At 36.3% G+C, this 26,398-nt stretch carries 36 protein-coding genes and 1 tRNA gene; 31 read left to right on the top strand and 6 right to left on the bottom strand.

Going from position 1 to position 26,398, the window contains the following annotated elements; translation table 11 throughout:
• The first annotated feature begins 24 nt into the window (after nucleotides 1-24).
• Nucleotides 25-888: a heme o synthase gene (cyoE, locus tag QXW15_RS06350; protein ID WP_048101945.1), complete on the top strand. Its 864-nt coding sequence runs from the start codon at nucleotides 25-27 to the stop codon at nucleotides 886-888.
• Between the two features lie 739 nt (nucleotides 889-1,627).
• On the opposite strand, the gene QXW15_RS06345 is transcribed toward cyoE, so the two are convergent.
• Complete coding sequence (locus tag QXW15_RS06345; RefSeq protein ID WP_048101943.1) at nucleotides 1,628-2,128, bottom strand: hypothetical protein; 501 nt, start codon at nucleotides 2,126-2,128, stop codon at nucleotides 1,628-1,630.
• A gap of 100 nt (nucleotides 2,129-2,228) precedes the next feature.
• Here QXW15_RS06345 and QXW15_RS06340 point away from each other — a divergent pair, with 100 nt between their 5' ends.
• A complete protein-coding gene (locus QXW15_RS06340) occupies nucleotides 2,229-2,984 on the top strand; it encodes an exodeoxyribonuclease III (RefSeq protein WP_048101942.1) in 756 nt (251 codons plus the stop codon).
• Nucleotides 2,985-3,030: 46 nt separating this feature from the next.
• On the opposite strand, the gene QXW15_RS06335 is transcribed toward QXW15_RS06340, so the two are convergent.
• Nucleotides 3,031-3,639 (bottom strand): sulfite oxidase-like oxidoreductase, encoded by a 609-nt coding sequence (locus QXW15_RS06335; protein WP_048101941.1) that lies wholly within the window; start codon nucleotides 3,637-3,639, stop codon nucleotides 3,031-3,033.
• Between the two features lie 140 nt (nucleotides 3,640-3,779).
• Between QXW15_RS06335 and QXW15_RS06330 the strand changes: the two genes are divergently transcribed.
• The 12 genes from QXW15_RS06330 (at nucleotide 3,780) to rsmA (ending at nucleotide 10,992) form a co-directional block, all read left to right on the top strand.
• Nucleotides 3,780-4,226 (top strand): Lrp/AsnC family transcriptional regulator, encoded by a 447-nt coding sequence (locus QXW15_RS06330; protein WP_048101940.1) that lies wholly within the window; start codon nucleotides 3,780-3,782, stop codon nucleotides 4,224-4,226.
• A 371-nt stretch (nucleotides 4,227-4,597) separates the two neighbouring features.
• On the top strand, nucleotides 4,598-5,290 hold the full coding sequence (locus tag QXW15_RS06325) for a ribosome assembly factor SBDS (protein ID WP_048101939.1): 693 nt from the start codon (nucleotides 4,598-4,600) through the stop codon (nucleotides 5,288-5,290).
• Nucleotides 5,291-5,374: 84 nt separating this feature from the next.
• The gene (rrp4, locus tag QXW15_RS06320) at nucleotides 5,375-6,052 is read left to right on the top strand and encodes an exosome complex RNA-binding protein Rrp4 (RefSeq protein ID WP_231563434.1); all 678 of its coding nucleotides are present in this window, start codon (nucleotides 5,375-5,377) and stop codon (nucleotides 6,050-6,052) included.
• Nucleotides 6,042-6,776: an exosome complex exonuclease Rrp41 gene (gene rrp41, locus QXW15_RS06315; protein WP_048101937.1), complete on the top strand. Its 735-nt coding sequence runs from the start codon at nucleotides 6,042-6,044 to the stop codon at nucleotides 6,774-6,776. Before rrp4 ends, rrp41 begins: the two co-directional genes overlap by 11 nt.
• 2 nt (nucleotides 6,777-6,778) lie before the next feature.
• Complete coding sequence (gene rrp42, locus QXW15_RS06310; RefSeq protein WP_048101936.1) at nucleotides 6,779-7,561, top strand: exosome complex protein Rrp42; 783 nt, start codon at nucleotides 6,779-6,781, stop codon at nucleotides 7,559-7,561.
• Between the two features lie 6 nt (nucleotides 7,562-7,567).
• Nucleotides 7,568-7,825, top strand: a complete 258-nt coding sequence (locus QXW15_RS06305) for a 50S ribosomal protein L37ae (protein ID WP_048101935.1) — start codon at nucleotides 7,568-7,570, stop codon at nucleotides 7,823-7,825.
• Nucleotides 7,818-7,949, top strand: coding sequence for a DNA-directed RNA polymerase subunit P (locus tag QXW15_RS06300; protein WP_048101934.1), 132 nt, complete (start codon nucleotides 7,818-7,820; stop codon nucleotides 7,947-7,949). Before QXW15_RS06305 ends, QXW15_RS06300 begins: the two co-directional genes overlap by 8 nt.
• Nucleotides 7,950-7,978: 29 nt before the next feature.
• Entirely contained in the window at nucleotides 7,979-9,124 is a 1,146-nt protein-coding gene (locus QXW15_RS06295; protein ID WP_048101933.1) for a tRNA pseudouridine(54/55) synthase Pus10, read from the top strand.
• A 10-nt stretch (nucleotides 9,125-9,134) separates the two neighbouring features.
• Nucleotides 9,135-9,422: a 50S ribosomal protein L21e gene (locus QXW15_RS06290; RefSeq protein WP_048101932.1), complete on the top strand. Its 288-nt coding sequence runs from the start codon at nucleotides 9,135-9,137 to the stop codon at nucleotides 9,420-9,422.
• Nucleotides 9,419-9,727, top strand: a complete 309-nt coding sequence (locus QXW15_RS06285) for a hypothetical protein (RefSeq protein WP_048101931.1) — start codon at nucleotides 9,419-9,421, stop codon at nucleotides 9,725-9,727. Before QXW15_RS06290 ends, QXW15_RS06285 begins: the two co-directional genes overlap by 4 nt.
• Nucleotides 9,728-10,276 carry a DUF655 domain-containing protein gene (locus tag QXW15_RS06280; protein ID WP_048101930.1) on the top strand — a complete coding sequence of 183 codons (549 nt, stop codon included), beginning with the start codon at nucleotides 9,728-9,730 and terminating at the stop codon, nucleotides 10,274-10,276. It abuts the gene before it with no gap.
• A complete protein-coding gene (gene rsmA, locus QXW15_RS06275; RefSeq protein WP_048101929.1) occupies nucleotides 10,273-10,992 on the top strand; it encodes a 16S rRNA (adenine(1518)-N(6)/adenine(1519)-N(6))-dimethyltransferase RsmA in 720 nt (239 codons plus the stop codon). The genes QXW15_RS06280 and rsmA overlap by 4 nt, the downstream gene beginning before the upstream one ends.
• Here rsmA and QXW15_RS06270 read toward each other — a convergent pair.
• Nucleotides 10,967-11,800 (bottom strand): SPFH domain-containing protein, encoded by an 834-nt coding sequence (locus QXW15_RS06270; protein ID WP_048101928.1) that lies wholly within the window; start codon nucleotides 11,798-11,800, stop codon nucleotides 10,967-10,969. The two genes, rsmA and QXW15_RS06270, sit on opposite strands and share 26 nt — an antisense overlap.
• Nucleotides 11,801-11,928: 128 nt before the next feature.
• Between QXW15_RS06270 and QXW15_RS06265 the strand changes: the two genes are divergently transcribed.
• From QXW15_RS06265 to QXW15_RS06255, 3 genes are read left to right on the top strand one after another with little or no spacing between them, the layout of a single operon-like run.
• Nucleotides 11,929-12,984, top strand: coding sequence for a hydroxymethylglutaryl-CoA synthase (locus tag QXW15_RS06265; RefSeq protein WP_048101927.1), 1,056 nt, complete (start codon nucleotides 11,929-11,931; stop codon nucleotides 12,982-12,984).
• On the top strand, nucleotides 12,974-14,137 hold the full coding sequence (locus QXW15_RS06260) for a thiolase domain-containing protein (RefSeq protein ID WP_231563433.1): 1,164 nt from the start codon (nucleotides 12,974-12,976) through the stop codon (nucleotides 14,135-14,137). The genes QXW15_RS06265 and QXW15_RS06260 overlap by 11 nt, the downstream gene beginning before the upstream one ends.
• Before the next feature lie 10 nt (nucleotides 14,138-14,147).
• The gene (locus tag QXW15_RS06255; RefSeq protein ID WP_048101925.1) at nucleotides 14,148-14,549 is read left to right on the top strand and encodes a Zn-ribbon domain-containing OB-fold protein; all 402 of its coding nucleotides are present in this window, start codon (nucleotides 14,148-14,150) and stop codon (nucleotides 14,547-14,549) included.
• 30 nt (nucleotides 14,550-14,579) lie between these two features.
• Here QXW15_RS06255 and QXW15_RS06250 read toward each other — a convergent pair whose 3' ends face one another.
• Nucleotides 14,580-15,251 (bottom strand): hypothetical protein, encoded by a 672-nt coding sequence (locus tag QXW15_RS06250; protein ID WP_048101924.1) that lies wholly within the window; start codon nucleotides 15,249-15,251, stop codon nucleotides 14,580-14,582.
• A 38-nt stretch (nucleotides 15,252-15,289) separates the two neighbouring features.
• Between QXW15_RS06250 and QXW15_RS06245 the strand changes: the two genes are divergently transcribed.
• Entirely contained in the window at nucleotides 15,290-16,201 is a 912-nt protein-coding gene (locus QXW15_RS06245; RefSeq protein WP_342790182.1) for an ornithine cyclodeaminase, read from the top strand.
• A gap of 30 nt (nucleotides 16,202-16,231) precedes the next feature.
• Nucleotides 16,232-16,792 carry a LysE family transporter gene (locus QXW15_RS06240; RefSeq protein ID WP_048101923.1) on the top strand — a complete coding sequence of 187 codons (561 nt, stop codon included), beginning with the start codon at nucleotides 16,232-16,234 and terminating at the stop codon, nucleotides 16,790-16,792.
• A gap of 380 nt (nucleotides 16,793-17,172) precedes the next feature.
• Here QXW15_RS06240 and purN read toward each other — a convergent pair whose 3' ends face one another.
• Nucleotides 17,173-17,781: a phosphoribosylglycinamide formyltransferase gene (purN, locus tag QXW15_RS06235; RefSeq protein WP_048101922.1), complete on the bottom strand. Its 609-nt coding sequence runs from the start codon at nucleotides 17,779-17,781 to the stop codon at nucleotides 17,173-17,175.
• A gap of 182 nt (nucleotides 17,782-17,963) precedes the next feature.
• Complete coding sequence (locus QXW15_RS06230) at nucleotides 17,964-18,248, bottom strand: ferritin (protein ID WP_048101921.1); 285 nt, start codon at nucleotides 18,246-18,248, stop codon at nucleotides 17,964-17,966.
• A gap of 226 nt (nucleotides 18,249-18,474) precedes the next feature.
• Between QXW15_RS06230 and QXW15_RS06225 the strand changes: the two genes are divergently transcribed.
• The 12 genes from QXW15_RS06225 to QXW15_RS06170 form a co-directional block, all read left to right on the top strand.
• Nucleotides 18,475-18,888 (top strand): Lrp/AsnC family transcriptional regulator, encoded by a 414-nt coding sequence (locus tag QXW15_RS06225; protein ID WP_048101920.1) that lies wholly within the window; start codon nucleotides 18,475-18,477, stop codon nucleotides 18,886-18,888.
• Nucleotides 18,889-18,919: 31 nt separating this feature from the next.
• Entirely contained in the window at nucleotides 18,920-19,876 is a 957-nt protein-coding gene (locus tag QXW15_RS06220) for a replication factor C small subunit (protein ID WP_048101919.1), read from the top strand.
• A 46-nt stretch (nucleotides 19,877-19,922) separates the two neighbouring features.
• A tRNA-Ala gene (locus QXW15_RS06215) sits at nucleotides 19,923-19,994 on the top strand.
• A 49-nt stretch (nucleotides 19,995-20,043) separates the two neighbouring features.
• Nucleotides 20,044-21,333: a site-specific integrase gene (locus tag QXW15_RS06210; protein WP_342790181.1), complete on the top strand. Its 1,290-nt coding sequence runs from the start codon at nucleotides 20,044-20,046 to the stop codon at nucleotides 21,331-21,333.
• A gap of 4 nt (nucleotides 21,334-21,337) precedes the next feature.
• Nucleotides 21,338-21,967: a hypothetical protein gene (locus QXW15_RS06205; protein ID WP_342790180.1), complete on the top strand. Its 630-nt coding sequence runs from the start codon at nucleotides 21,338-21,340 to the stop codon at nucleotides 21,965-21,967.
• A gap of 33 nt (nucleotides 21,968-22,000) precedes the next feature.
• On the top strand, nucleotides 22,001-22,177 hold the full coding sequence (locus QXW15_RS06200) for a hypothetical protein (protein ID WP_342790179.1): 177 nt from the start codon (nucleotides 22,001-22,003) through the stop codon (nucleotides 22,175-22,177).
• Nucleotides 22,174-22,533, top strand: a complete 360-nt coding sequence (locus QXW15_RS06195; RefSeq protein WP_342790178.1) for a hypothetical protein — start codon at nucleotides 22,174-22,176, stop codon at nucleotides 22,531-22,533. Before QXW15_RS06200 ends, QXW15_RS06195 begins: the two co-directional genes overlap by 4 nt.
• A gap of 2 nt (nucleotides 22,534-22,535) precedes the next feature.
• On the top strand, nucleotides 22,536-22,940 hold the full coding sequence (locus QXW15_RS06190) for a hypothetical protein (protein WP_342790176.1): 405 nt from the start codon (nucleotides 22,536-22,538) through the stop codon (nucleotides 22,938-22,940).
• A gap of 39 nt (nucleotides 22,941-22,979) precedes the next feature.
• Nucleotides 22,980-24,719 (top strand): AAA family ATPase, encoded by a 1,740-nt coding sequence (locus tag QXW15_RS06185; RefSeq protein ID WP_342790174.1) that lies wholly within the window; start codon nucleotides 22,980-22,982, stop codon nucleotides 24,717-24,719.
• Between the two features lie 332 nt (nucleotides 24,720-25,051).
• On the top strand, nucleotides 25,052-25,804 hold the full coding sequence (locus QXW15_RS06180) for a ParA family protein (RefSeq protein ID WP_342790173.1): 753 nt from the start codon (nucleotides 25,052-25,054) through the stop codon (nucleotides 25,802-25,804).
• Entirely contained in the window at nucleotides 25,801-26,073 is a 273-nt protein-coding gene (locus QXW15_RS06175; RefSeq protein WP_342790172.1) for a hypothetical protein, read from the top strand. The genes QXW15_RS06180 and QXW15_RS06175 overlap by 4 nt, the downstream gene beginning before the upstream one ends.
• Before the next feature lie 58 nt (nucleotides 26,074-26,131).
• On the top strand, nucleotides 26,132-26,398 hold a 267-nt coding region (locus QXW15_RS06170; protein WP_342790170.1), incomplete at its 3' end, for a hypothetical protein.

The following is a 26,398-nucleotide window of genomic DNA, read 5'->3' as shown; positions in this document are numbered from 1 at the left end:
GTTATGTGTATCAGGTGATTAAAAATGTCTAAACTGAAAAACTTTATGAAAATTACCAAGCTTGAAATTACGATGCTTATAGACATGGTTGCAATAGCAGCATTTCTGGCAGTACCTGGTGGTAATAAATATCCATTTCTATTATTAATACTGGTAATAAGTGGGACACTTGCCTCTATGTCTGCAAGTTTGTTCAATAATATTTATGATATAGATATAGATATAAAAATGAAAAGAACGAGATCGCGCTCAAAGATAGTAAATGAAAATACACGCAATAGAATGATATTCTTTGCATCCATTATGATTGTTATATCCCTGGTGCTTTCATATTTTCTTCTTAATTTCCTAACAATGATCTTTATATTTGGTGGTTTTCTTAGCTATGTCGTGCTTTACACCATAGTCCTAAAAAGACGCACCTCATGGAATATAGTAATTGGTGGTATAGCAGGAAGCTTTCCAGCACTTGCCGGCTGGGCATCCTTAACAGACTCTGTATCAATAACATCCCTATTCATAGCGTTTCTCGTATTTATGTGGACTCCCACACACTTCTGGAATCTATCTGTAAATAACATAGATGATTATAAAGAAAACAACATACCAATGTTGCCCGCCAGAGTAGGAATTAAAAAAACCGCATTTTGGATAATGATTAATACCATTATTCTGATCACCTATTCTCTTATACCCTTCTTTATCAGTTACATACATGTTGGTTATCTGTACTTCCCCATGGCAGTAATAATGGATGTTATACTCCTTGCCTATGTAATCAGGCCCTTCATGAGAAATTATGACAGAAAATACTTTAGAAGCGCCTTTGGTTTTTCCAATATGTATATGCTAATATTATTGATAGTTATAATGATTCCATTCATATAAAAATAAATATTTATTTTTTTAATCTTATAACATGTTTAATTTATGATATAATAAATTTTTTAAATCATATATCTGTATTGTTTATTGAGGTATAACATCTTAACTGTGGTCTTGATTCATTTAAATAAGCTACATCTTTTATGGGTTATGAAATATTTTAAATGTTAATTTTTCATTGAATATTTGTCAATTTTGTAATTTCAGAAATTCATCAACATTGTAGAATTCCCAATCTTATTTCTGGTATATTAATTTGTAGAATTATATCTTATCTGACTGAAATTAACTCTATGTAAATACCCTCTAACTTCATGAATAATGGAATAAACTACAATCAATATATGCTGGGAAGATGTTAATAGGTTACATTGTAATTTATATATTATAATATTTGATAGCTGGAAATCAAATGATAAAAGCAAAAATATACGAAAACAGACATTATATTCAATTAAAGTTAAAAAACTTGTGTATGCTTCATCCAGAGCCTTGGCTTAATATCAAAATGCATTATTTTTTAACACAGATTTGGCGACATCCTCACAAAGTTAAAGTATATGGATTCCCGATACCATTGAAAAGCTTGCCCCATCATGTATGAAACATCGCTACACTGGCATAAATTCGGTACAGTCCGTGCCTACCTTTTTTATGTAATTTAATATACCATAAAACTTTACGCCTTCATCTACTCCATCAGGAAAGGAGACTTCACGCTTTAAAGTTAAATTTAAAAAAATTAATTAATATGTCTTCTGGTCCATAAAGGAGAATCTATCAGGGCCCCAGCAGCAATTGTTAAAACACCTATAATAATGCCAACTGTACTGGCATATCCCAAATATGCAATATCTATTAAATAGGAATATGAACCAAATGTGTATGTTGTAAAAACTTTTCCACCTGTAATTTCTATAAATATGTAATTGCCTGAAGGTATTTTAGAATATTCTTTTATTATTCCAAAACTGGTGGTGCTTCCAATTTTAAATTCATTCAGTGTTGTTATATTTGTTACCTTGCCAGCATCAGATGCAGGTATAAGCCCCGAGTTTGACGTTGGATTTTTTACTGTGAGAATATCAGAAGATTTAAAGCTTATCTCCTTAGATTCATAAATTCCATTTCCCAATGATTTCAGGGTATATGTTGTGTTATTTTTATCATGAATATCCACGCCATACATGGCGAGACTAATGATCAGTATAATAAGGCCTATTATTAATATGCTTTTTTTCATTATAAGTTTATATCTAATATTTATTAAGGTATTATCATAGATTATTTTCTATATATTACTCTAAAAAATAAACTTTTATATGTATATTGCTTAAACTATCATGAAAATTTTATCATGGAATGTGAATGGCCTAAGGGCTGCTGTGAAAAATGGTATAATAGATTTTTTAAAAAAGGAAAATCCCGATATAATACTTTTTCAGGAAACAAAGGTGGATAATATGTCTGTTCCTGAGGAGATATATCATCTTGATTATAAGGTATATATTAACCCTGCACAGAAAAAGGGATACAGCGGTACCATGGCTTTGACCAAAACTGAACCATTAGACTATGTGGCAGGAATCGGAAATAAGGATTTTGACTCAGAGGGTCGGGTTCAAACATTTAATTTCGATGATTATTATCTAATAAATTCATACTTTCCAAACTCCCAGCACGGTCTTACCAGACTTGATTATAAGATTGAATTCGATCATGAAATTCTAAAATACTGTGATGATTTAAAATCAAAAAAGGGGGTTATAATCACTGGTGATTTTAATGTAGCGCATGAGGAGATAGATATAGCCCGACCTAAAGACAACCAAAATAATGCTGGATTTACGCAGCAGGAAAGGGATTTTATGACGGAATTTCTTAATCATGGATATATAGATACATACAGATATTTTCATAAGGAGCCAAATCATTACTCATGGTGGTCGTATAGATTTAATGCAAGAGAAAAAAATATAGGATGGAGAATAGACTATTTTGTTGTCTCAAAAGATTTTATAAAAAATGTTAATGACTCACTAATACTGGAAAATGTTATGGGGTCAGACCATGCACCAATAGAGTTAATTTTAAAGTAATAATCTGCAATTGCACCGTAAAATTAACCTAAAATTAATAAAATTTTTATCTGTCTATCTTTGATTTCCTTTTTATTTTTCTCCACGCAAATCCCTTAAATCTCTCCTCATCTTCTATTTTACCACGTTCATGATAACCATATGACTCCCAGTATCCATCCTCATAATCCCTCATTATTTTTATCTCTGTAAGCCATTTGGCACTCTTCCATCCATATAATGAGGGTATAAACGGTCTTGCTGGAAATCCATGCTCGATGGCCAGAGGCTTATCATTCATTTTTAAAGCTATTATGCTTTTTTCATCTATTGCATCGTCATAAGGCACAGGGGTATCATAGCCATCGGCACATATAAACATGACCCATTCAGCATCCTCCTCAGGTTCTGATTTTAATATAAGGTCTCTTAGGGACGGTCCTGTCCATTTAACATCTTTTACAGACCATTTTGTAACACAATTAAAATCAGATATGTATTCTATGTTTGTCATGGAATTAAGTTCATTATATGTATATTCCATGGGTTTTTTAACAATACCATCTATCCTGAGCTTCCATAAATTTTCATTTATAACTGGCCCTCCAAGCGCGTCATATAGTATGAAATTATTTACATAATGCTGGCCGGGATTTTTTATCTCAATTTTCTCCATGATATACCTATTTATTATGGATATAAAAGTGTTTATTAAAAGTATTTTTATAATACATGTATAAATAGAACCTTTATAATTTAATTTACTCTATCATTATTTCGCCAAAAATTTTAAATTAAAAACGGATACCGGTTAAAATGGATGAAATAGACAAAAGGATACTGACAAGCCTTCTGGGAGATGGCAGATCTACATTGAGGCAAATTTCAAAAAATCTCGGAATTTCCCCGCAATCCTTACAGTACAGGTTAAATAAGTTTCAGGCCAATAACATTATAAAAAAATTTGCCCTTTATGTTGATAAGAGGATATATAATATAAAAAGTGGATTTGCGGCATTCTCTGGTTTAAATACAATAGAAACAGGCATATTTGCCAAAATACTGTGTCTGGAAGAAATATCACTTTACGGCTTTCAGGGAAAAACACTGGATGAATTAAGAGCCAGTATAGATGCTGCATCAGAAAAAATTGGCCCTAAGGCAATGGAATACATTCCAGAGCAGAACATAAACATCACAGTTTCAGGCAATGAACTGGCAATTATAGAATCTCTCAAAAGCAATCCAAGGATTCTCATATAACGATCTTGCCTCACAGCTCTGCCTGCCAAAAGGATTAAAAAGTATATTGAAAATTTAATTAAGAAATCAATAATTTCTGTTATACCTGTTATTGACATCTCTAAAACTGATATAACTGTTTTCGCAATTTTTTCAGAAAATTTTGATCTTATTGAACCTTTATTAAAAAATAATATCTTCTTTACATTTAAGGGCAGATCAGCAGGTCTTGCCATATGTTTTGCCGATAACCTTTTGTATGCAAAGAAAATAATAAATATGGCAAGATCTCATGAAAAAAATGCCTCTGTGATGGTAATATATGATTATGACTTTTTTTAATTAAAATGGAACAATCTATAATTATTTATTTATAGATATAATTAAGTTTTATGGTCAGTATAGATGATGCAGTTATAGCAAGATTTGAATCTCACGGTTATAAATTTGAAATTCTTGTCGATCCAGATGCTGCTGGAAAAATTAGGTCAGGGAAAATAGACATAGAAAATGACCTTGCAATACCAGAGGTTTTTAAGGATGCAAAAAAGGGTGATAGGTCAAATGAAGAAATTTTAAAGGAAGTTTTTAAGACCACAGATATAGGTCAGATAGCAATAGAAATAGTAAGGCGAGGCCAGATACAGCTTACAACAGAGCAGAGAAAGGAAATGCTTGAAAGGAAGAAAAAACAGGTTATCAATGAAATTGTTCGTGAGGCCATAAATCCACAAACAAATACACCAATACCTGCAATAAGAATTGAGGAGGCAATGGAAGAGGCAAAGGTTAGAATAGATCCATTTAAAAGCGTCGAGGAGCAGGTCCAGACAGTTTTAAAGGCCATAAGGGTTTTAATACCAATAAGAATAGAAAAGGTTAGACTTGGTATAAAACTGGCCGGTGATGCATATGGAAAACTCTATGGGGATATATCAAAATTTGGTAACATATTAAAGGAGGAATGGTCAAATGCCGGGGAATACATGTGCATCATTGAAATCTCAGCAGGTCTTCAGGGGGATTTAATGGATCTTATCAATAAGAAGGCACATGGTGAGGCGGAGGTAAAACTTTTAAAATGATTTATAAATTTATTGGAAATAAAAAATGTTTTATATAGCAATTTATAATTTAATATAAAAATAAATATTGAGCTGAATGTAAGGGTGAAATGTTTGGAAACTAAAGAAATCGTATATCCTGGTGATAAAATTGAGCTAAATGATTTAAAGCCCAGAAATGGACTTTATGAATCTAATTCTGAATATTTTTCAGAATATTTTGGAGTGATACAGCGCGGGGATAAATTTGTCGACATAGCACCATTTAATAGCCCGTATCTTCCAAGGGTTAATGATAAGATAATAGGTAAAATAATGGATATTGGGCCAACCATGTGGACTGTTGATATAAATTCTCCGTATTATTCGCTACTGCATATAAACGATACCCCATGGCACGTAAATGCCGGAGACCTTGAAAGATACCTGAATGTTGGTGATTTTATTTATGCCAAGATATCGCAGTCAAATGAAATCAGGGAAAGCTGGGTAAGCATGAAGGAACCTGGCATGAAAAAACTTGAAACGGGCCAGATTATTGCGGTTAAACCCCCAAAGGTACCGCGTGTAATTGGTAAGGGAGGAAACATGATCAATCTTATAAAAAATGAAACAAACACAAAAATAATAGTTGGCCAGAATGGTTTTATATGGATAGATGGAGATATAGAAAACGTTAATATGGCAATAAATGCCATAAAAATAGTTGAAAAGGAAGCACATACAATTGGCTTAACAGACAGAATGGCAGAATATTTTAAAAAGTTAAAGGGTGAAAATTAAAATGGAAGGCAATATTAAGCTTATTAACGATGATGGTCTGAGACTTGATGGTAGGGCTTTTAATGAAATGCGCCCGATTAAAATTCAAACCGGTGTTATAGAAAAGGCTGATGGGTCAGCATTTATTGAGTGGGGTGCAAATAAGATTATAGTGGCAGTATATGTTAGGGAGGCCTATCCAAAGCATACCCAGAATATGGACAGGGCAATAGTCAAGGCACGGTACAATATGGCCGGATTTAGTGTTGAGGAGAGAAAAAGGCCTGGCCCGGATAGAAGAACAATGGAAATATCCAAGGTTGTTTCAGAGGCACTTTCATCAGCAATAATACTTGAAAAACTCCCAAGAGTTGAAATTGATGTTTTTATCGAGGTTCTTGAGGCTGATGCAGGCACAAGAATAGCAAGTTTGACAGCATCATCTGTTGCTGTTGCCGATGCTGGAGTTCCAATGAGGGATCTCGTTGTTGGCTGCACTGCCGGGAAGGCTGATGGCAGGGTTGTTCTTGACCTTTCAAAGGACGAGGATAACTACGGTCAGGCTGATATACCAATGGCAATTCTCCCAAGAACAGGCAAGGTTGTTTTACTTCAGATAGACGGTGATGTGTCTGAGGAGGAATTTGATCAGGCGACATCAATGATGATGAATGCCATGAAGGATATATCAAAGATTCAGCGTGATGCCCTGATGAGCAAGTATTCAATAGAGGATGGTGAGTAAAAATGCCCATGGATTCAAATGCGGTAATTTCTGAAATTAAAAAAGGTTTCATACTGGATAGCATAAAAAAGGGTAAAAGAATAGATGGCAGATCCTTAACAGACTTTAGGGAAATAAAAATTACAGAGAATTTTATTCCAAAGGCCTGTGGTTCAGCCATGGTGGAACTTGGTAAAACAAAGGTTGTTGCGGGAATAAAAATAGAGGAAGGCACCCCATTTCCGGACTCTCCTGAAAGTGGTGTAATGGCCCTCAACATAGAGCTACTCCCAATGGCATTTCCAACATTTGAGTCTGGCCCTCCAAGTGAGCAGGCAATAGAATATTCAAGGGTTGTTGATCGTGGTATAAGGGAGAGCAACGTTATTGACACATCCAAGCTCGTAATAGAACCCGGTGAAAAGGTATGGATGGTATATATTGATATAGATGTTCTCAATTACGATGGAAATATTATTGATGCATGCACGCTTGCTGCGGTATCCGCTTTAAAAAACGCCATTGTGCCAGCATCAAAATATGGCGGTGAGGACTTTAAACTTCCTGTAAATGCACTGCCCGTATCTGTAACCATGGCAAAAATTGGAGATGAACTTGTATGCGACCCAGATCTTGAGGAGGAACAGGTTTCTAATGGCAGAATAACTGTAACAATGGCAGAGGACAATCATATACACGCCATGCAAAAGGGTGATGTTGGAGAATTCTCACTTGATGAAATTAGGAAAGCTATAAAAACATCAAGTGATATAGGTAGTAAGATTAGGGAGAAATATTTAAGGTGATTATAAATGACAAAACACACAGTAAAGGTTGGGGCCTCAGGCAGATTTGGGCCAAGGTACGGTGTTACAATAAGAAAGGAATGGAATAAGGTTTATAAACAAAAAACAAGCTATTACACATGCCCATCCTGCAAGCAAAACAAGGTTAAGAGGGTTGCAAATGGTATATGGGAATGCAGGCACTGTGGTTATAAATTTGCTGGTGGGTCATACACACCAGAATACAGCAGTGAAGTAATAAAGGAGATAAATAGCCATGTATAAATGTGTTAGATGCGGAAGACCGCTTGAAAAATCTTTCGGGACCGCCGATATAGAATGTGAATGCGGTTCAAGGGTGTTTATAAAGGATAGGCCAAACACTGAAAAGATTGTTAAGGCCAGATAAATTTTTAATATATTTTTTTAAGTATTTTTATGAATCTTGAAGAATTATTTAGTTTTAATCTTTGCACAAGATGCACTGGCAGGATATTCGCAGGCATTGGAACAGGGTTAACCAATAAAGAGAGGGGCGAAAGTCTTTTATTTGCCTATAATGCACTTATCGGAAGCATGCAGGAAAAAACATCCTGCTACATATGCAATGGCATATTTGATCAGTTTGATAAATATCTAAAAATAGTTTTGGATAGGCTTTCTGGATATGAATACAATTCTTTTTTAGTGGGGTCAAAATTTGATCCGGAAATTTTGGAAAGAGAAAATCAAATTCAAGAAAAATTTGGTAAAAAGGGCGAAAGTATTAAGAAGGAATTTAACAGGGAATTCGGTAAATATATGGAAAATATTACAGGAAAAACCTATTCAAAGGACCCGGATATCATAATAAACATTAACACCATTTATGATTATGTGGAAATAAATGTTAAATCATTGTATATTTATGGTGTTTATACAAAGATGAGACGCGATCTTCCACAGACCAGATGGATTCATGGTTCCGGTGATTCTATAGAATCTATAATAGGCGAGGAGTTAAAGAAAATAACAGAATCAGAAAACTATTATCTTCATGGTTCCGGACGTGAGGATGTTGATGTTATGATGCTTGGTAATGGCCGTGAATTTGTAATAGAGGCATCAAATCCCAAAAAAAGGTCGGTTAATCTTGAGGAATTTAAATTTGCGGTTAATTCAAAAAATGCCGGCATCAAAATAGATAAATTATCCTTTTGTGATAAAAAGAGGGTAAAAGAAATCAAGGAAGCCAAACATGATAAGGTTTACAGGGCAGTAATAGAATCAGATGGCATAATGGACAGGGAAAAATTAATAAGGGCATGTGAACTGCTCACAGGAAATAAAATAGAACAGCAAACACCAAGAAGGGTGCTTGGTAACAGATCCGATATTATTAGGAAAAAAGAAATAAAATATATAAAGATAGAAGATATAATGGATAAAACTGCCACCATCCAAATATGTGCTGAGGCTGGCACATATATAAAAGAACTGGTAAATGGAGATTGTGGCAGGACAAATCCAAGCCTGACCTCACTTTACGGTGAAAAACTCAGGGTTAAGAGCCTGGATGTCATATATATAAATAGGGGTGATTAAAACGACAAGAATGTCAAGGGGATCCAGATCAGGATCAAGGAATATACTCACAAAAAGAATAAAGGAAAGGGGCATGCCCAAGGTTAATGACCTGCTCAAAACATTCGATGTTGGGGACAGGGTTGCAATAGTTATAAATCCGGCAGTTCATAATGGAATGCCTCACCATACATTTGAGGGCAGAACAGGAATAGTTTCAGGTATGCAGGGATCATGCTATGTTGTGTCTCTTAATATAGGCAATACCACAAGGAAAATTATATCTGCTCCAGTGCACCTCAAGAGGCTGTATCAATGAAAATAAAATATATAACAAACATTGATGTATACAACAAATTATCCGCAAAGGAAGAAAAGACTGAGGATGAGGCAGATACATTATCATATGTTGAAAAGTTTCTTAAATATAAAAAAAACGTTGACATAGAAAAGCTAAAAGAATCATTAATGTCAACATTCAAGCTTTCAGAAGAGGTTGCTGTAAAGCTGATTGATCTTAAACCAAATAACAAGGACGAATTAATAGCAGTATTAAATTCATATAATATAAAAGTGGATGATGCGCAGCTTGATGCAATTCTTGATACATTGCAGGTCTTATAAATGGAAGAATATGCTTATGTTCTGGATTATTTACCACAGGGACGCCCTGAAGATAAGAGTTTTAGAAAGACACCATTAATAATAGCCATTGGTGAGAGCGAATTCAAGCTTCTGGAGATAATACCAAAACCTGATGCAGTCATATCTGTTGGTGATCGAATATATATAGGGAAATCTGCTGAGAAGCGTGATAAAATTATATCAATAAAAAGGAGGATAACATACAAGGAATTAACAAGCGCCGCTGTATCCGAACTCCCATATACTATAGAAACAATAATAGATTCAAATCCAGAGAAATTCATAAACTTTTTTAATAATTCGGAGGCTGTAAATGCCAGAATGCATACACTTGAGCTTCTTCCAGGTCTAGGCAATAAAAGCATGTGGGCAATCCTTGAGGAAAGAAAAAAAGCACCGTTTAAATCATTTGATGATATATCAGAAAGGGTTAAAAGCGTCCACAATCCAAAAAAAATGATAGTTAACAGAATAATAGAGGAACTCCAGAACAGATATGAAAAATATAAATTATTTGTTGCAAAATGAATGATAATTTTAGTAAAAAATATGGCCAGGTATTTTTAAAAGACCATAACATTGCATTAAAGGAGGTATCATTTTTATCTCCAGAGGATAATGAATGCATACTTGAGATAGGCCCTGGCCATGGAATCCTAACAGAACAATTATTAAAATATAATATAAATTTGACCGTGGTTGAACCAGATCATAGATTTGTGGATCAGTTAAATCAAAGTTATAGCAATTTTATTAAAAGTGGTAAATTAAAGATAATAAAGGCAGACTTTCTAAAACTGGCTCCAGGGAAATATGATAAAATTATAGGAAACATACCCTATCAAATCTCATCCAAAATAGTTTTTAAAATACTGGACTATGATTTTAAAATGGCAATATTAATGGTTCAAAAAGAATTCGCACAAAGGCTTGTTGCCAGTCCTGGAACTCCAGATTATTCGAGGCTTACAGTAAATTCAGGTATAAGGTCACAAATTAAAATACTTTACAATGTAAGCCGCAACTCATTTTATCCTGTACCAAAAGTTGATTCATCAATAATATTAATAGAAAAAAGGGAGTATAATATAGATATTAAAAAATTTGATCTTTTTTTAATAAAACTATTTTCCATGAGAAGAAAAAAAATTTCATCCATAATAGATTATCATGGAATATATTCTGATAAAAGGCCATATGAGCTGACCATTGATCAGCTCATTGAGGTTTATTCCCAGAGTTAGTGGTGTTTCCCGTGTTTTTGCTTAAAATACTTTCAAGGGCTGTTGCAGTGAAAAACTGTGATGTATCACCTGCTGTTGGCACGTTCTGAGGTATCATGATCAGGGATCCCTTACCCTCAAGACCAATCTGGTAAACTATATCCATCCATCTTAACTGGAATGCAGTGGGATTGTTTTCATACTGTTTTGCAGCATCCACCATTTTTCCGGCAGCCTCCACCTCTGCCAGTGCCAGTGTAACCCTGGACCTTCTCTCCCTTTCTGCCGCAGCCTGTCTTGACATGGCATCCTGCAGGGCCTGTGGAACCAGAACATCCCTTATCTCCACGGATGATACCTTAACCCCCCAGTGCTCTGTTTTTTCATCTATAATCTGCCTTGCAGCCTCACCAACCTTTTCCCTTTCAGATAATATCTCATCAAATGAGGATTTTCCAAGAACCTCCCTAAGTGTGGTCTGGGCTGCCAGCTGGGTTGCTGTGGCATAATTTTCAACATTAAGCACAGCCTTATCTGCATCTATAACCTGAAAATACATTACCGCATCAACGTTAACCGGAACATTATCCTGTGTGTATGTTGACTCTGTTTTAAATGCAACCGCCTGTATCCTTGTTGATACGACAACTGTAATCTTGCTTATTATTGGTGTAACATAAATAAGTCCGGGTCCCTTCAGTCCTGTGTATCTTCCAAGGGTCAACACAGGGGCCCTCTGCCATTCCTTTAATATATGAATACCGGATAATAGTATGCCAAGAATTATCAAAACTATTATTATTAATGCTATTTCCCCTATACTTACCATAATTAAATAACGAAAAGTCCTATTTAAATTTTTTTTAAATATTTTTATTAAAATATCAAATAATAAATACGTCAATTAGAGAAATTATAAACGTGAATTTTTATATATAAAATAAGTCTTATCCATCTATGTCAGGTATAGTTAGTTATGGTTCATATATACCCCAGTACAGGATAAAACCTGAGGAGATAGCCAGAATATGGGGTGATGAACCAGATAAAATGAAAAATAACCTTTTTATTTTAAGCAAGTCGGTTCCAGCACCAGATGAGGATGTTGCAACAATATCAGTTGAGGCTGCAAGAAATGCCCTTAAAAGATCAGATATTGACCCGGCCGATATAGGTGCCATATATGTTGGATCTGAATCACATCCTTATGCCGTAAAACCAACAGCCACAATTGTGGCAGCCGCAATAGGAATGCCATTGCAGTATTTCGCAGCTGATTATGAATTTGCATGCAAGGCCGGTACTGCGGGAATGCAAAATATTAAGGCAATGGTTGATTCTGGATATATTAAGTATGGAATGGCAATAGGTTCAGATACCTCACAGGGTGCGCCAGGTGATGCACTTGAATATACGGCATCTGCCGGCGGAACAGCCATGATAATTGGAAAGGAAAACGTAATAGCAGAAATTAACAGCACTCTTTCAGTATCCACAGATACCCCTGATTTCTGGAGGCGTGAGGGCGAGCCATATCCAAAGCACGGTGAGCGGTTTACCGGAGAGCCAGGATATTTTAAGCATGTAATAGCTGCGGCCCGGGCTATGATGGAAAGAATGGAAACAAAACCTGAGGATTATGACTATGCCGTATTCCACCAGCCCAACGGTAAGTTTCCCACCAGGGCGGCCAAAATTTTGGGCTTTACAGAGGAACAGTACAAAACTGGGCTTTTAACACCATATATAGGCAATACATACTCTGGTTCAACAATGAATGGCCTATCAGCCATACTGGATGAGGCGCAGCCCGGGGACAGGATCCTTGCCGTTTCATTTGGGTCAGGTGCCGGATCAGACGCATTTGATATAACAGTAACAGATAATATTAAGGATTATAAAAAATACAATGCGCCAACAATAAAAAAATTGATTGAAAAGGTGAAGTTTATAGATTATGGAACATACACAAAATTCAGGAAGATTATTGTAACAGGTGATAGTGTTGAGTGATGTTTATATTATTGGGGCAGGAGAAACAAAGTATGGAGAACTATGGAATAAATCACTAAGAAATCTTGCCGTTGAGGCCGGTTTAAAGGCTATAGAGGATGCAGGCATATATTCAAAGGATATCGATGCAATTTATGGTGCAAATGGACTTGCCGGAACAATAAATGAGCAGGAGAATATCGGTGCATTGATTGCAGATTTTTCTGGTCTGTCAAACGAGGGAATACCTGCAATAAGAATAGAGGCATCAACAGCATCAGGCGCTGCTGCGCTCAGGGAGGCATATTTATCTATAAAATCCGGGGAATATAATGTCGTTGTTGTTGGTGGTGTTGAAAAAATGACAGATCTCCATGGCAGTGACATTGTAAATAAAATGTCATCAATACTTGATCGTGAATGGGAGGCATTCTATGGCGCAACCCCCGCATCAATGGCTGCTATAATAGCAAGAAAATACATGCACGATTTCAATGTTGAGAAGGAGGCTCTTGCCATGATACCTGTCAATGATCATAATAACGCATCAAAAAATCCTGATGCACAGTACAGAAATAAAATTACTGTTGAACAGGCCTTAAATTCAACGCCGGTTGCAGATCCACTGAACCTTATGGATTGCTCACCAGTAAGTGACGGTGCCGCAGCTGTGGTTCTTGCCTCTGAGGATTATGTTAAGAAAAATGGAAAGGATGGAATTAGAATATTAAGCTCGGCAATAGCAGAGGATTATTTATCTGTTGGCTCCAGGGAATCAATATACACATTTAATTCAGCCCGGCTTGCAGCTGAAAAGGCATTTATGAGATCAGGATTAAAACGTGATGATATATCATTTATTGAACTGCATGACTCATTCTCTATTTATGCGCTTATTGAGCTTGAGGATCTTGGATTCGTGGAAAAGGGTCATGCCAAGGACATTGTTTACAATGATATCAAGCTTGATGGCTCACTGCCTGTAAATCCATCTGGTGGTTTAAAGGCCAAGGGCGATCCATACGGTGCAGTTGGTATAGGCCAGGCCGTGGAGGCTTATATACAGTTAAAAGAAAAGGCTGGAGAAAGACAGGTAAAGGGTGCAAAATACGCGCTTCTGCACAACATGGCGGGCACAGGAGCCTCCAGCGTTGTGCATATACTTGGTATATAGGTGGTAAATAATGACTGAACTATCAAGAATATGGAGGGAAACAGAATACAGGTATAACCTAATTGGGTTTAGATGCAAAAACTGTGGTAGAACATATTTCCCGCCAAGGGATATATGTCCTTACTGCCACAGGGAATCAATTGGAAAAATGGAAAAGGTAAAATTGAGCGGTAACGGTGAAATATTATCATATTCCATTGTTCATGATTCATCCCCCGCATTTAAAAGGGAAATACCATATGTGATGGCATTAATAAAACTTGATGAGGGGCCATCAATAACAGCACAGGTTGTTGACTGTAATCCTGATGAGGTGGATATAGGCAGGAGGGTTCATATGGTATTCAGAAAGATAAGGGAGGATGGTAAAAATGGAATAATAGAATATGGATACAAATTTAGGCTCGATTAATTAATCAATTTTTTAGATATATTTATAATTTTAAAATTTTGATATTCCCGGTATTTCAAAATTAATATTAAATATCCTAGATATTTCCCATAGTATTGCAGAATTTTCAGAAATTACCATCATGTTAAACTTTTTCATGACCTTATTTATGACACTATGTGTTGGAAGTGCAGTGCATGATAAATAAATTGCATCTGCAGCCATCACACTGGATTTTTCATTCTCAATCATTTTAATTATTTCATCATCACCTGTATTTGAAATATCCAGGCCATAAATTTTATTTAACCCTGCAAATCCTGTTATATTAAAATTATTTGATTTAAAATAATTTGCCTCCTCGGCTGTTCTTTCCTTTATATACGGAGTTCCGAGCCAGACATTATTTATTTTTTTATATCTCAATAAATTCATTACGGAGACTTCAGGAATTATAAGGTTCTTTTTTATAACAGTTTTAATAATTTCAATATTTTTGTGGGTCCCGTATGTCCTTCCATAAACTGTAACATCGGAAATTTTTTTAATAAGGTTATATGCCTCACCGAGCTCCCTTCTAAATTTTTCAGGGTCCTGTGGTTCGCATCCTCTTGATGGTCTCATTCTTGTGGAATGGAAGCTAATTATCGAAGGGGCCATATGGTACATATCATATTCCAGTGCAACATTGTTTGCAGGTACAATCATGCCCACTCTTATCATTATTTTAATATTTATTTATACATTATAAATATTTAATAATGAAAAATCAATTAATAATAATGATTTATTATATAAGCGATGAGGATGTAAAGAAATACCTTGATATAAAAGAATGCATAAATGAATTAAGGGATGCTTTCACTTCTTACGGAAACAAAAAATCTTATGCAAACGCACGTGATAGAATCTATGGCGATAATTTTATTTTAAATACAATGCCTGCATATTATGAGAAATATAACATAGCAGGATTAAAAACATACATATCAGGTAAAAATGGTGTAAGGTTTGTTGTTATAATATTTGACATTTCTGATCCGGAAAAATTATTTATAATCGATGCAAACACACTTGGTCAGATAAGAACAGGCGCATTAACAGCAATGGTGACATCGTTATTAATAAATAAAAAGAATATTAATTACACACTAATAGGGTCTGGATTCCAGGCCGAAACACAGTTAAAGGCAATGGCCTCGATTTATGATTTAAATAATGTCTATGTGTATTCAAAAAATTATGAACATGCATTAAATTTCTCAAAAAAATTTGATTTTAATATAAAGGCATCAAGGGATTTATCTGTATTAAAGGATTCTGATGTAATTACATCCGTAACAAATTCAAAAACACCAATCTTTGATTATTCAATGCTTCCTGAAAAATATCATATTAATCTGGTGGGATCAAATATTATTGGCAGAAGGGAGGCCAATAATGATGTTCTTGACAATTCTGATATAGTAATTTCTGAGAATCTTGATCAGTCAATGAAGGAGGCATCAGAAATAATAGACATGAAAAATAAAAATAAAATAGTTGAATTAAAGGATTTTATTATAAATGTAAATAAATATAAGGTAAATAAAAGTGTTTTTAAATCCATGGGAATAGGCCTTGAAGATATAGCAGCTGGTTATATAGTATTAAAAAATATGAAAGTAATATAATTTTAAAATATTTTATTATAATAAACCATAATGATATTTTATTACTATCTGCTTGGAATAATCCTTGGATTATCTCTTGCAGGTCCACCAGGTGCTGTAAATTCAATAATAGCAAATGAATCATTAAAATCAAAGATGCATGGGACAAGTGTTGGTGCAGGTGCAATGAGTGCAGATTTTACATTCTTTTTAATTGTTTACTTCCTTCGGTCATACATAAATTTAGGTATACTAAAATTTATTTATATAATAGGTGGGTTATTCATGCTTTACCTTGGAATGGCTGTATTAAAATCTAAAATGCCGTCAAAATCAAGAAAGGGTAACTATTTTATAGGATTATCAATGGGATTGACCAATCCATTCCAGATACTGTGGTGGCTTACTGCAGGATTTTTCCTATTAAAGGAGTTAAGCATACTTTCTGTGGCTGGACTATTTTCAGGTATAATAATATGGATTTTTACATTTCCATATGCAATTAATAGATTCGGATATAAATATGAAAAATATATAAAATACATATCTGCATTTATAATATTTATATTTGCTTTTTATATATTATATAATGGAATAATATTATTAGTATGAATAACCAATTTATTAATAAAAATAAAATATTTATTAATATTACTATAGAAATATATATGGAGAATTATTAATATTGTTATGAATAGAAAACTAATAATGGGTATTATAATGGTATCAGTATTTTTAATGACATCTCTTATTCTTTTATCAAATAATGTAATGAAAAACCTAGATACACATTAATATATTAGGACACATCAGATTTTTATTTTAATATATGTCAATATAATTAGGTAATAAATATGTAATTCCAATTAAATATAATGTTACAATATAAAATTCATAAAAATACAATAATTATTTTATTTAAATAATTAATAAACCCCTCATTTAATTATAAATATAAAATTATGTTAAATTATTATATATTTTTGGATAAATTATAATTTCCTTATAACCCTTTTGCCATTTATCTCATAGTTTCCACTTAATACAAGGTTTATGGAAAATACCAATGCCTTATGCTCCTGCTCATGTATTTTTTCTTCAAGTGATTCCGGTGTATCATAATCATCAACATTAACTATCCTCTGGTCTATAATTGGGCCATTATCAACATCATTTGTTGCAAAATGTATTGTGCATCCAGAAAATCTTGCACCGGATTTTAATACAGCCTCATGTACCCTCTTTCCATAATAGCCCTTGCCGCCAAATAATGGCAGTAATGACGGATGTATGTTTATTATTTTGTATAAAAATTTATTTATAATAAAATCAGGTAATATTTTCATATAACCATCCAATACTATTAAATCCGGGTTTTCTGATAATAGTATTTCTGATATTAATTTATTATAATCACCTTTTGAATCTATTAATATTGGTTCTATATTGTTTGATCTGGCAATTTCAAGTACATTTGCCCTTTTATTGTTGCATATCAATTTTGTTATTTTTGCATTATTTACCACGCCATTATTTATTGCATCTATTATTGCCTGAAAATTTGTACCATTACCAGAGGCCAAAACCAAAATTTTCTTCATATTGCATTATTGTAATGATTTTAATTAAACTTATGTTAATTATTTAACATGCAATGCTGTGGTGATTTTATTTCAGCAATTGGCGCAATAAATTAATGGTCTGACTGTTAATTATTCTGTTTATTTATATATTGTTAAAATAATAAATAAGAAAATTGAACAAAATTATTTTGATGAATATTTTAATCACCAAGATCCTTTAATTCCTTATTTGAAAACAGTATCTCCCTCAATTCCCTATCAAGCTGCGGGTCATTTCTTCTAAGGTATTCAAGTAATAATGTAAAATGCTCCTTCTCATCATCACGGTTATGCTCTATTACATCCCTAAGATTTTTATCCTTTGTTGCATATGCCCTCTCATCATAGAACATTATTGCCTGCATTTCCTCTATTAGTGACTGCCTCGCCCTTGAAAGGTCCTTTGTTCTCTCATCCAGACTGCCTTCTGATTCATAAACTGGCATGCTTATCGTATTTACAATGTAATTACATTTTTAAAGTTTTTGACAGTTTAAAAATTAATTTTAATAAGTTCCGATCATCTTTTTTATATGTTAAATATATCATAATTATGTATATTTAAAAATTTAAAATTTGTGCAGAAAAAATACACAATATAACAATATTTATATACAAAAAATGCAAAATATTTAAAAAAATTTTTATTCTAAAAAGATATAAACCTAATGAATGGATGAACTTGATATTAAAATTGTAAAGGCTATTTCAGAAAATTCGAAGCTTTCCATACGCGACCTGGCAAAGCTCTGTGGGGTTAGTCCCGGAACAATACATAACAGGCTTATGGAAATGGAGAAAAGTAAGGGAATAATATCATATACTGCCAGAATAAATTATAGAAAATTTAACATGGAGGACGCAATAATAGGCTTTGATATAACTCCAGAAACCTACATTAAAACTGTTGAGGAAATTAAAAAACTAAATTTCGTTGTTCAGCTGTACACAACAACGGGTGATCATGGTGCCATAGCGTATATAATATGTAATGAAAATGAAACATCACAGTGTGTCAGGGCTCTGGAAAAAATACAGGGCGTAAGGAATGTTTATCCATCGCTGATACAGAATATTTTAAAGTGAATATTTATATAAAGTATGTAATTATTAAACTATGCTAGATATATGGACAGAGAAATACAGGCCATCAAAATTATCCGCTGTTATTGGAGAATCAGAAAATATTAACCGATTAGAATCCTTTGTTAAAGATAAAAATATACCGCATCTAATTTTTGCAGGTCCTCCCGGAACAGGGAAGACATCAACTGCAATAGCGCTAGCCAGGGAACTTTTTGGTGACTCATGGCGCGATAATTTTTTAGAATTAAATGCATCAAATGAAAGAGGTATTGATATAATCCGTGAAAACATTAAAAATTTTGCAAAAATTAAGCCATCAAATGATCTTGGATTTAAAATCATTTTTCTTGACGAGGCCGATCATTTAACTCCAGATGCACAGGCAGCGTTGAGAAGAACCATGGAAATGTATTATAATACAACAAGATTCATATTTTCATGCAATTATTCATCAAAAATAATACCACCGATACAGTCCAGGTGCGTTGTTCTTAGATTTTCACCTATAAACAAAAATGAGATGGTATCCAGATTGAAGGCAATATCAAAAAAGGAAAATTTTGAGATAGATGATGAATCTCTTGATGCAATCTATGAAATTTCAGAGGGTGATATGAGAAAGGCAATAAACATACTCCAGGCCATAAAAACAACCGGGAAAATATCACCTGCAACAATTTATCAGATAGCAGGGGAAATAAACAAAAATGAATATAAAAAATTAATTTTAATGGCTCTTGAGGGAAATTTTGACGAGGCCAGATCCATGCTTGATAAAATGCTTGTGGATTATGGTTTATCAGGTATAGACATTATAAAGGGAATGCATTCATCAATTAGAAATGAGCAGATTGCATACAGGCAAAAACTACAGATAATTATGGCACTTGCCGAGACAGAATTTAGAATAGTTGAGGGCGGTACAGACAACATTCAAATGGATGCACTTTTGGCCAAGTTATCATATATAGGCAGTGAAATAAATTAATCTAAAAAAGCGAATTCTTATAATATTATTTTTAATTAAGAGTCAAGGGCCGGTAGATCAGCGGTAGATCGCTTGCTTCGCAAGCAAGAGGGCTCGGGTTCAAATCCCGACCGGTCCATTTAATTTATTAATCGAATACTATTTATCTGACTACGCATTATGTCATCATGACAATGCAGCCGAAGTATCGAGAACTGCTTATTGAGGAGGATGTGAGGAGATGGTTTGAGAACCTCAGAGCAAAGTCTGTCTTGACTGCAACCGTGGCGTTGAGAAATCTTGGCCACTATTGCGAGCTTACAGAGACAACTCCTAAAGGAATTCTGGCAAAGGCAAGAAGCAATGAGAAAGATTTCCGGTACGAATTCACAAATTTTGTCAGGAAACTGGAAAAGGAAGGAAAGGCAGGATCATACATAGCGAGGTTCAAGAAAGTGATTCTTTCCTGGCTGAAGTTTAACGATATCCGTTTGCAGTTAACCGTTAACATATCCGGGGAAAACGAAACACCCACAATCGTTAACGAAAGAGTTCCGAGCAAGGAAGAGCTTGCCAGAATTCTCAGAAAAGCTACCTCAAGAGCAAGGGTAGCCATTGCAATCATGGCATTCTCCGGTCTCAGACCAGAATCTCTTGGAAATTATGAGGGAACAGATGGTCTCAGGCTTGGCGACATCAAGGACTTGCGTTTATCGGATGAGATACAGTTTGACAAGATACCTGTTACAATAATGGTAAAGAATAAGCTGAGCAAGGCAAGGCACCAGTATTTCTCATTCATAGGCGAAGAGGGAACAACCTACATCAAGGAATACCTTGAAGAGAGAAAAAAGCAAGGAGAAGAGCTAACCTATGAATCACCCCTTCTGCAGTTCGACGCAAGGGGTGTAAAGAAGAATAGATTTCTCAGGACGGCTCTCGTTACAAGAGACATAAGGGAAGCGATAGAGAATTCAGGTATGAAGATGCGACCATACGTGCTCCGGGCATACTTCTCAACTGCACTCGATATTGCAGAATCAAAGGGATTGATATCGCATCCCTGGAGGCAGTTCATCATGGGGCACAAAGGAGATATCGAGGCACGATACAGCACAAACAAGCGATTGCCTCCTGATATAATAGAGGAGATGAGGCAGTCTTACCAGAAATGCCTTAAATATATGGAGACGGGAATGAGCGAGGTATCTGAAGATAATGCAAGACTCTATCTGCAGCAGCAGCTTCTTTCTGCAGTAGGATACAAGCAGGACGAAATTGACAAGATGGACCTTGTCAATATAAACACAGAGGATTTCCAGAAACTGCTAAGAGACAAAGTCGCAGGTGCAATGACGAGCAACGGATCGAAACAGAAGCTTGTGCCAATGAACGAGATAGAGAAACTCCTCAGCGAAGGATATGAATTCCAGGCCGTCCTGCCCAACGGAAAGGCTATAATGAAAATGCCATTCTAACAGCGTGCTCCTTGATACACCTATAGACTACAAACTGCCTCAGCACAGGTATGCGGAGAGAATACTGAGGATCATACAGGACAGGGAAAGGAGTTTTGAGAGAACATTCACGACGGACGTATATATAGAGCTTTCAGGAAAGAAAAAATATGAAGTGAAGTCCACAAACACGCTGAAGCATGAAAGAACAGACAAATCAATTGAGTACCTCAAGTCCCTCAATTTTATCGAAAAGATACAGGATGATAAGGATAAAAGAAGAGTTGAACTCCGAACGAGGCCTGAACAGATCTATGTCACAATGATAAAGAGCGACCCAATGCTCTTCTGGGAGCTCATTGAAAAGGGCTATTTCTACTTTCTATTCAACTATGAGCCCATGAAAAACGAAACCATATGCCCGAAATGCAGAAATGGAGGTACACTCACGATCTCCAAATCCTCAAAAAAGGTTTCAAGATACAAGGTCAGGGACGATCTTCACATAGACGTTATACTGGACCATATCCTTATCGATTTCGTGTGCGACTGCGATTACACTTACCGTGAGGAGATCGATACGATAAATCCAGAGGCGATGGAAGACTTTTCAAAATTGTATGATGCTGCCAACGAACGTCGTAATCTCCTATAAATCGACGTATCACCCATGAAGCAATAATCATTCATGGGAGATGCAAGAAAGGTCAACATTTCGAGGCTGAAGGCAAACTATTCAGGAAAATTCCCAGACGATCCATTCAACAGACTCCTCCTTTCAGAACCGGATGAACTTACAAGCGAGGAATTTTTGGCAAAGGCGCAGACCTGGCTTGCCCTCTTCCAATGGAGAGAAAGAAAATGAGCAGGATAACAAGACAGTATGTAAAGGCCAATGGACCTGAATATTTTGAAGGCTACAAGCCTGAGATAGTCAAATATGAGATATCTAAGCCGGAAAGGAAAGGCTCACTTGAACGACTGCAGGAAACGGTTATCGACAACACGGTTAACCGTTACGAGCTTGAAGATCGAAAGCAATTAGCAGCAATTCGGGAGTTCATGGAGCGAAATCCCGACATAAGCTACGTGGAGTATGAATCAAACCCTGTATTGAGGATGGACCTCGTGATAACGAGACGCGGACTGATCTTCAAGCGCGAGGAGGCATCAATATCGGCAACACTGACGCCAAACAGAAGGTTCAGGGCACAGAGGTAACCATGGATGAGGATGCTTTAACATTTGTATTCCTCGTTACGTCTGTTGCATTGTTCATAACAGGCGTGGTATGGCAGGGTCTCTGGTCTTTATTATTTTCCATGACGATATCTGGCAACATTTTTTGCGAGACAATAGGAGTGGCAGGATTAGTGCTTTCCTTTGTGGGAGCTTTTGTCCTGCTATACTTCGCTCTTATTTGCCTCGCATATATCTTCATCTTCGCCGTAATATTCGGCATTCCGGCATACCTGATCTACCTTGCCATTGGTTTGGAATACTCAATCGTTCTCGCAGTGGTGATTGCGGCCACAGTTCTCATATACCTTATGGAAATTCATGCAGTAAAAGTGGAACATTATACCATAACACTCAACCTTCACAGACGATACGTAATAAAAAGGTAGCGGGATATGAATAAATATTTGGAAAGCCAAGATACGCTTATGAGAGAATATGGCTTTTCGGAGCTCATAAATGCAAGACGCATGTTAGCAAAGCCATTGTTAGAGCTACCGCTTAGGAATGAGCAGAAACTGTTTTATGACACCTCAAGGAGGCTGAGACGTTTTGCAGGTCACACAACTCTTGCGTACAACATCATACCAGATTTGGAGAGAGGTAAGTTCAGGAGAGAAGAGTGCTCCCCCAAAACGACGAATCTCAGGGACTACATAGAGCACAAGGGAAACAGGAACGTATCAATAACCGGGGCGTCGGGGCAAGGAAAGAGCTATCTCACAATGCATCTATTGCGGAGATTCGAGGACAAGCAGAGGATAATATTCTCATTCAAGCCGGACGACCATGAAGTTCACTTGGGAATACCAGTCATAGATGCAAAGCAGTGCCTGCCGAACCCTTTCAGGGACATAGACGCATTTTCGGAAGCTTACATTACAGCATTTTTCGGAGAAAAGGTCAGTTCAGGCATTCAATTGCAGCAGACGCCAGCATTTCTGCAGGAAATAGCGTCGCAAAGCAACGACTGGAAGAGCTTCATGAAAAAGATCAGCGAAAAGAGGAGATCAGCATCGAAGAACCAGATCGAAACCTTGAACGCTATAGAGCAGAACGTCAAATCCCTGGTCATAGAGGACATGGGAAATGTTGAACTTCCGAATGAGAGCACTGTATTCGATTTCTCAACACTGCCGACAAAGCAGGCACAGAACTTCTACGCCGAGCTCATGCTCAGGCAGATATACAGGGAGATGGAATCTCGAAAGAGAAGAGATGTGCTCATCTGCATAGACGAAGCTCACAGGCTTACAAAATCATACCATACCATCCTTGACGTAATGAGCCGGGAAATAAGGGACAAGGGGATGCTCTGGATCATAACGCAGAACCTCATTGACATTTTACCAGAGATGAGGGCCAATTTCGGAACAAAATTCACGTTCAGACTTGGCGATGCAGACCTTCAGATGCTTTCGTACAACCAGCTTGTGAGATATTCTGTATCTATCCTGCAGCCTAGACAATTTACAGACATTGAGTTTCCAGAGAGCCAGGCTTTCACACCTGTGATGACATACATACCTGATGGCAATGAGCATAAAGAAACGCAAAAGATTCGTGCTAAGGTCAATGAAACAAGGATAGAAGAGAAAGCTGGAGGGAGAGGAAAGGATATCAACTTTAGGGAGGAGGTTCTTCGCATCCTCGGAGAGAGGATGTCCTATGCAACCGAGATGGGAAAAGAAATTTCGGCGAAATACGGCATCAATAAAGACCAGGCAAAGCTGAAAATAAAGTCGGTACTGGAGGAATTGAAGAACAGCGACCAAGTTGGGAGGGTGAAGTATCTCAAGGATGGGAAGCCCATTGTGATGTACTATTCCAGAAGCCCCAATCTGTCGAATCTTCATACAGGAATGCAGTCCCAAGCTGTGGACATTCTCACGGAACTTGGCGCATCCATTAACAGGATATCCACCACGGGGGAGAGGGGAGCATTCGACATCGAGACAGATTTCTTTATGGTCGAAATCGAAACAGGTTTGAAGCACAGCATGGAAGACCTGAAGGCGAGGATTGCAGGAACGAACCTGCGAGTAATAATAATCGTTCCAAACAAAGAGCTCATTGACAAATATCAACAGCTTGGAGAACGTGTCATGGTGATGACGATGGATTCACTCAAGGAAATGCTTTTAGATATGGAAAAAACTAAGCTCTAGAGGCACTGATGTGTTTACTTACCCAAGCTGAGATGTAATTCTCATACATTACAAAAAGAATCGCGAAAAGAAAGATCAGGAAAACCATCACAGCGAACTTGAATTTCTTATCCTCGTAACCATTACGATCCAAATAGAAGTAAGTGAGAATAGCACCCATAGTAGCAACTACAAGCGCTAGCAACCCATTAAACAGGAGCGGCATGCTATTTATTCTACAATAAAGTCTAAAACACTTTGTCTCGTAATTCTTATGCTCACAGTTAACCGCTAACCGTTACCCCAAGCGGGTTAACCATAAACTTTTAACTCTTTGCATCCAAGATTCAGTGATGATCATCTCAATCGCCAACCAGAAAGGGGGTTGCGGAAAGACAACAACTGCAGCCAATCTGGGAGCGCTACTGTCGCAAAAACACAAAGTCTTGCTAGTCGATATAGACCCGCAAGGCAACCTAACCACCCATTTCCGCATAAACAAAGCAGACCAGAAGCACACAATTTACGATGTAATGCTTAACGGCAAGATAGAGGAGGCAATTATCCGAAAGGATGGAGTCGATATTGTGCCAAGCACCATCGATCTCGCAGGTGCTGAAGTAGAACTTACCGGAAAAATAGGTAGAGAATACATCCTTGATAACGAACTCAAGAGAATATGCAGGAAATACGATTTTGTGATCATTGACACGCCACCGAGTCTGGGGATATTCACCATCAACTCGCTCGTTGCTTCTGATTATGTGCTTATACCAGTGCAGGCAGAGTTCTTCGCTTTGGAAGGTCTGACGCAGCTCATGAGAGTCATAGAACTCGTGCACTCAAGACTTTCAAGAAACCTGAAACTGCTTGGAATTGTAATAACGATGTTTAACTCCAGAACAAGGTCCTCCAAAGAAGTACTTGAGGATGTCAGGAAGCACTACTCAAAGAACCTTCTCAAAGCAATCATACCCAGAAATGTGACCATAACAGATTCCACAATGGCAGGTTCTCCGGTTGTGAGATATCGGAAAAACGCACCAGCTTCCAAGTCATATACTGCACTTGCAAAGGAAATTGAAGGAATATTGAAGATGAAATGATGGCAAATATCAAGAAGAGAGGCTTGGACAGTCTAATACCCCAGAGCTCACACTCCGTGCCTGGAGTGGAGAATAGGGGCAGATATATCAGAACTATAGGGTTTAAAGTAACTGAGAGACAATACGAAACCTACAGAAGATACTCAAAGTATTTTGGTTCTTATGAACTAATAAAGAAGTGGCGTAGAGACCTTGACGAAATAGAGCAGGAGAAAGGCAAGGACATGGAAAGCGCGGAAATGGAAATCAGAAAACGGTTAACCAAGTGAAGGTTAACCGTGAACAACAAACTATTATAGAATCAGGGTATGCATAGCTAGTGGTGTAATGACTGCTGACACATATTTTTACAATAAATTTCTTGAATGGCACCAAAAGGGAGACGGTGACTACAAGACTTATGTTAGATCTGCTGGTAGATCTGGCATAAAATTAGATCTTCTGAATGACGGGGAAACATTCAAACAAGAGGTGTGCACCTATCTTAAAACTTATGCAAGAGGCCAGGAAAAGCAGAGCATTTTATCTGTGATTCAAGGAATTGCAAATCCTGATAGGGACATACTTGAGATAATAGTTGGCGCAACGCTTGAT

This window comes from Acidiplasma sp., assembly GCF_038728925.1.
GTDB classification, from domain to species: domain Archaea; phylum Thermoplasmatota; class Thermoplasmata; order Thermoplasmatales; family Thermoplasmataceae; genus Acidiplasma; species Acidiplasma aeolicum.
Note: the sequence above shows the minus strand (reverse complement) of the source record. Positions and strands in the feature narration are given on the sequence as shown.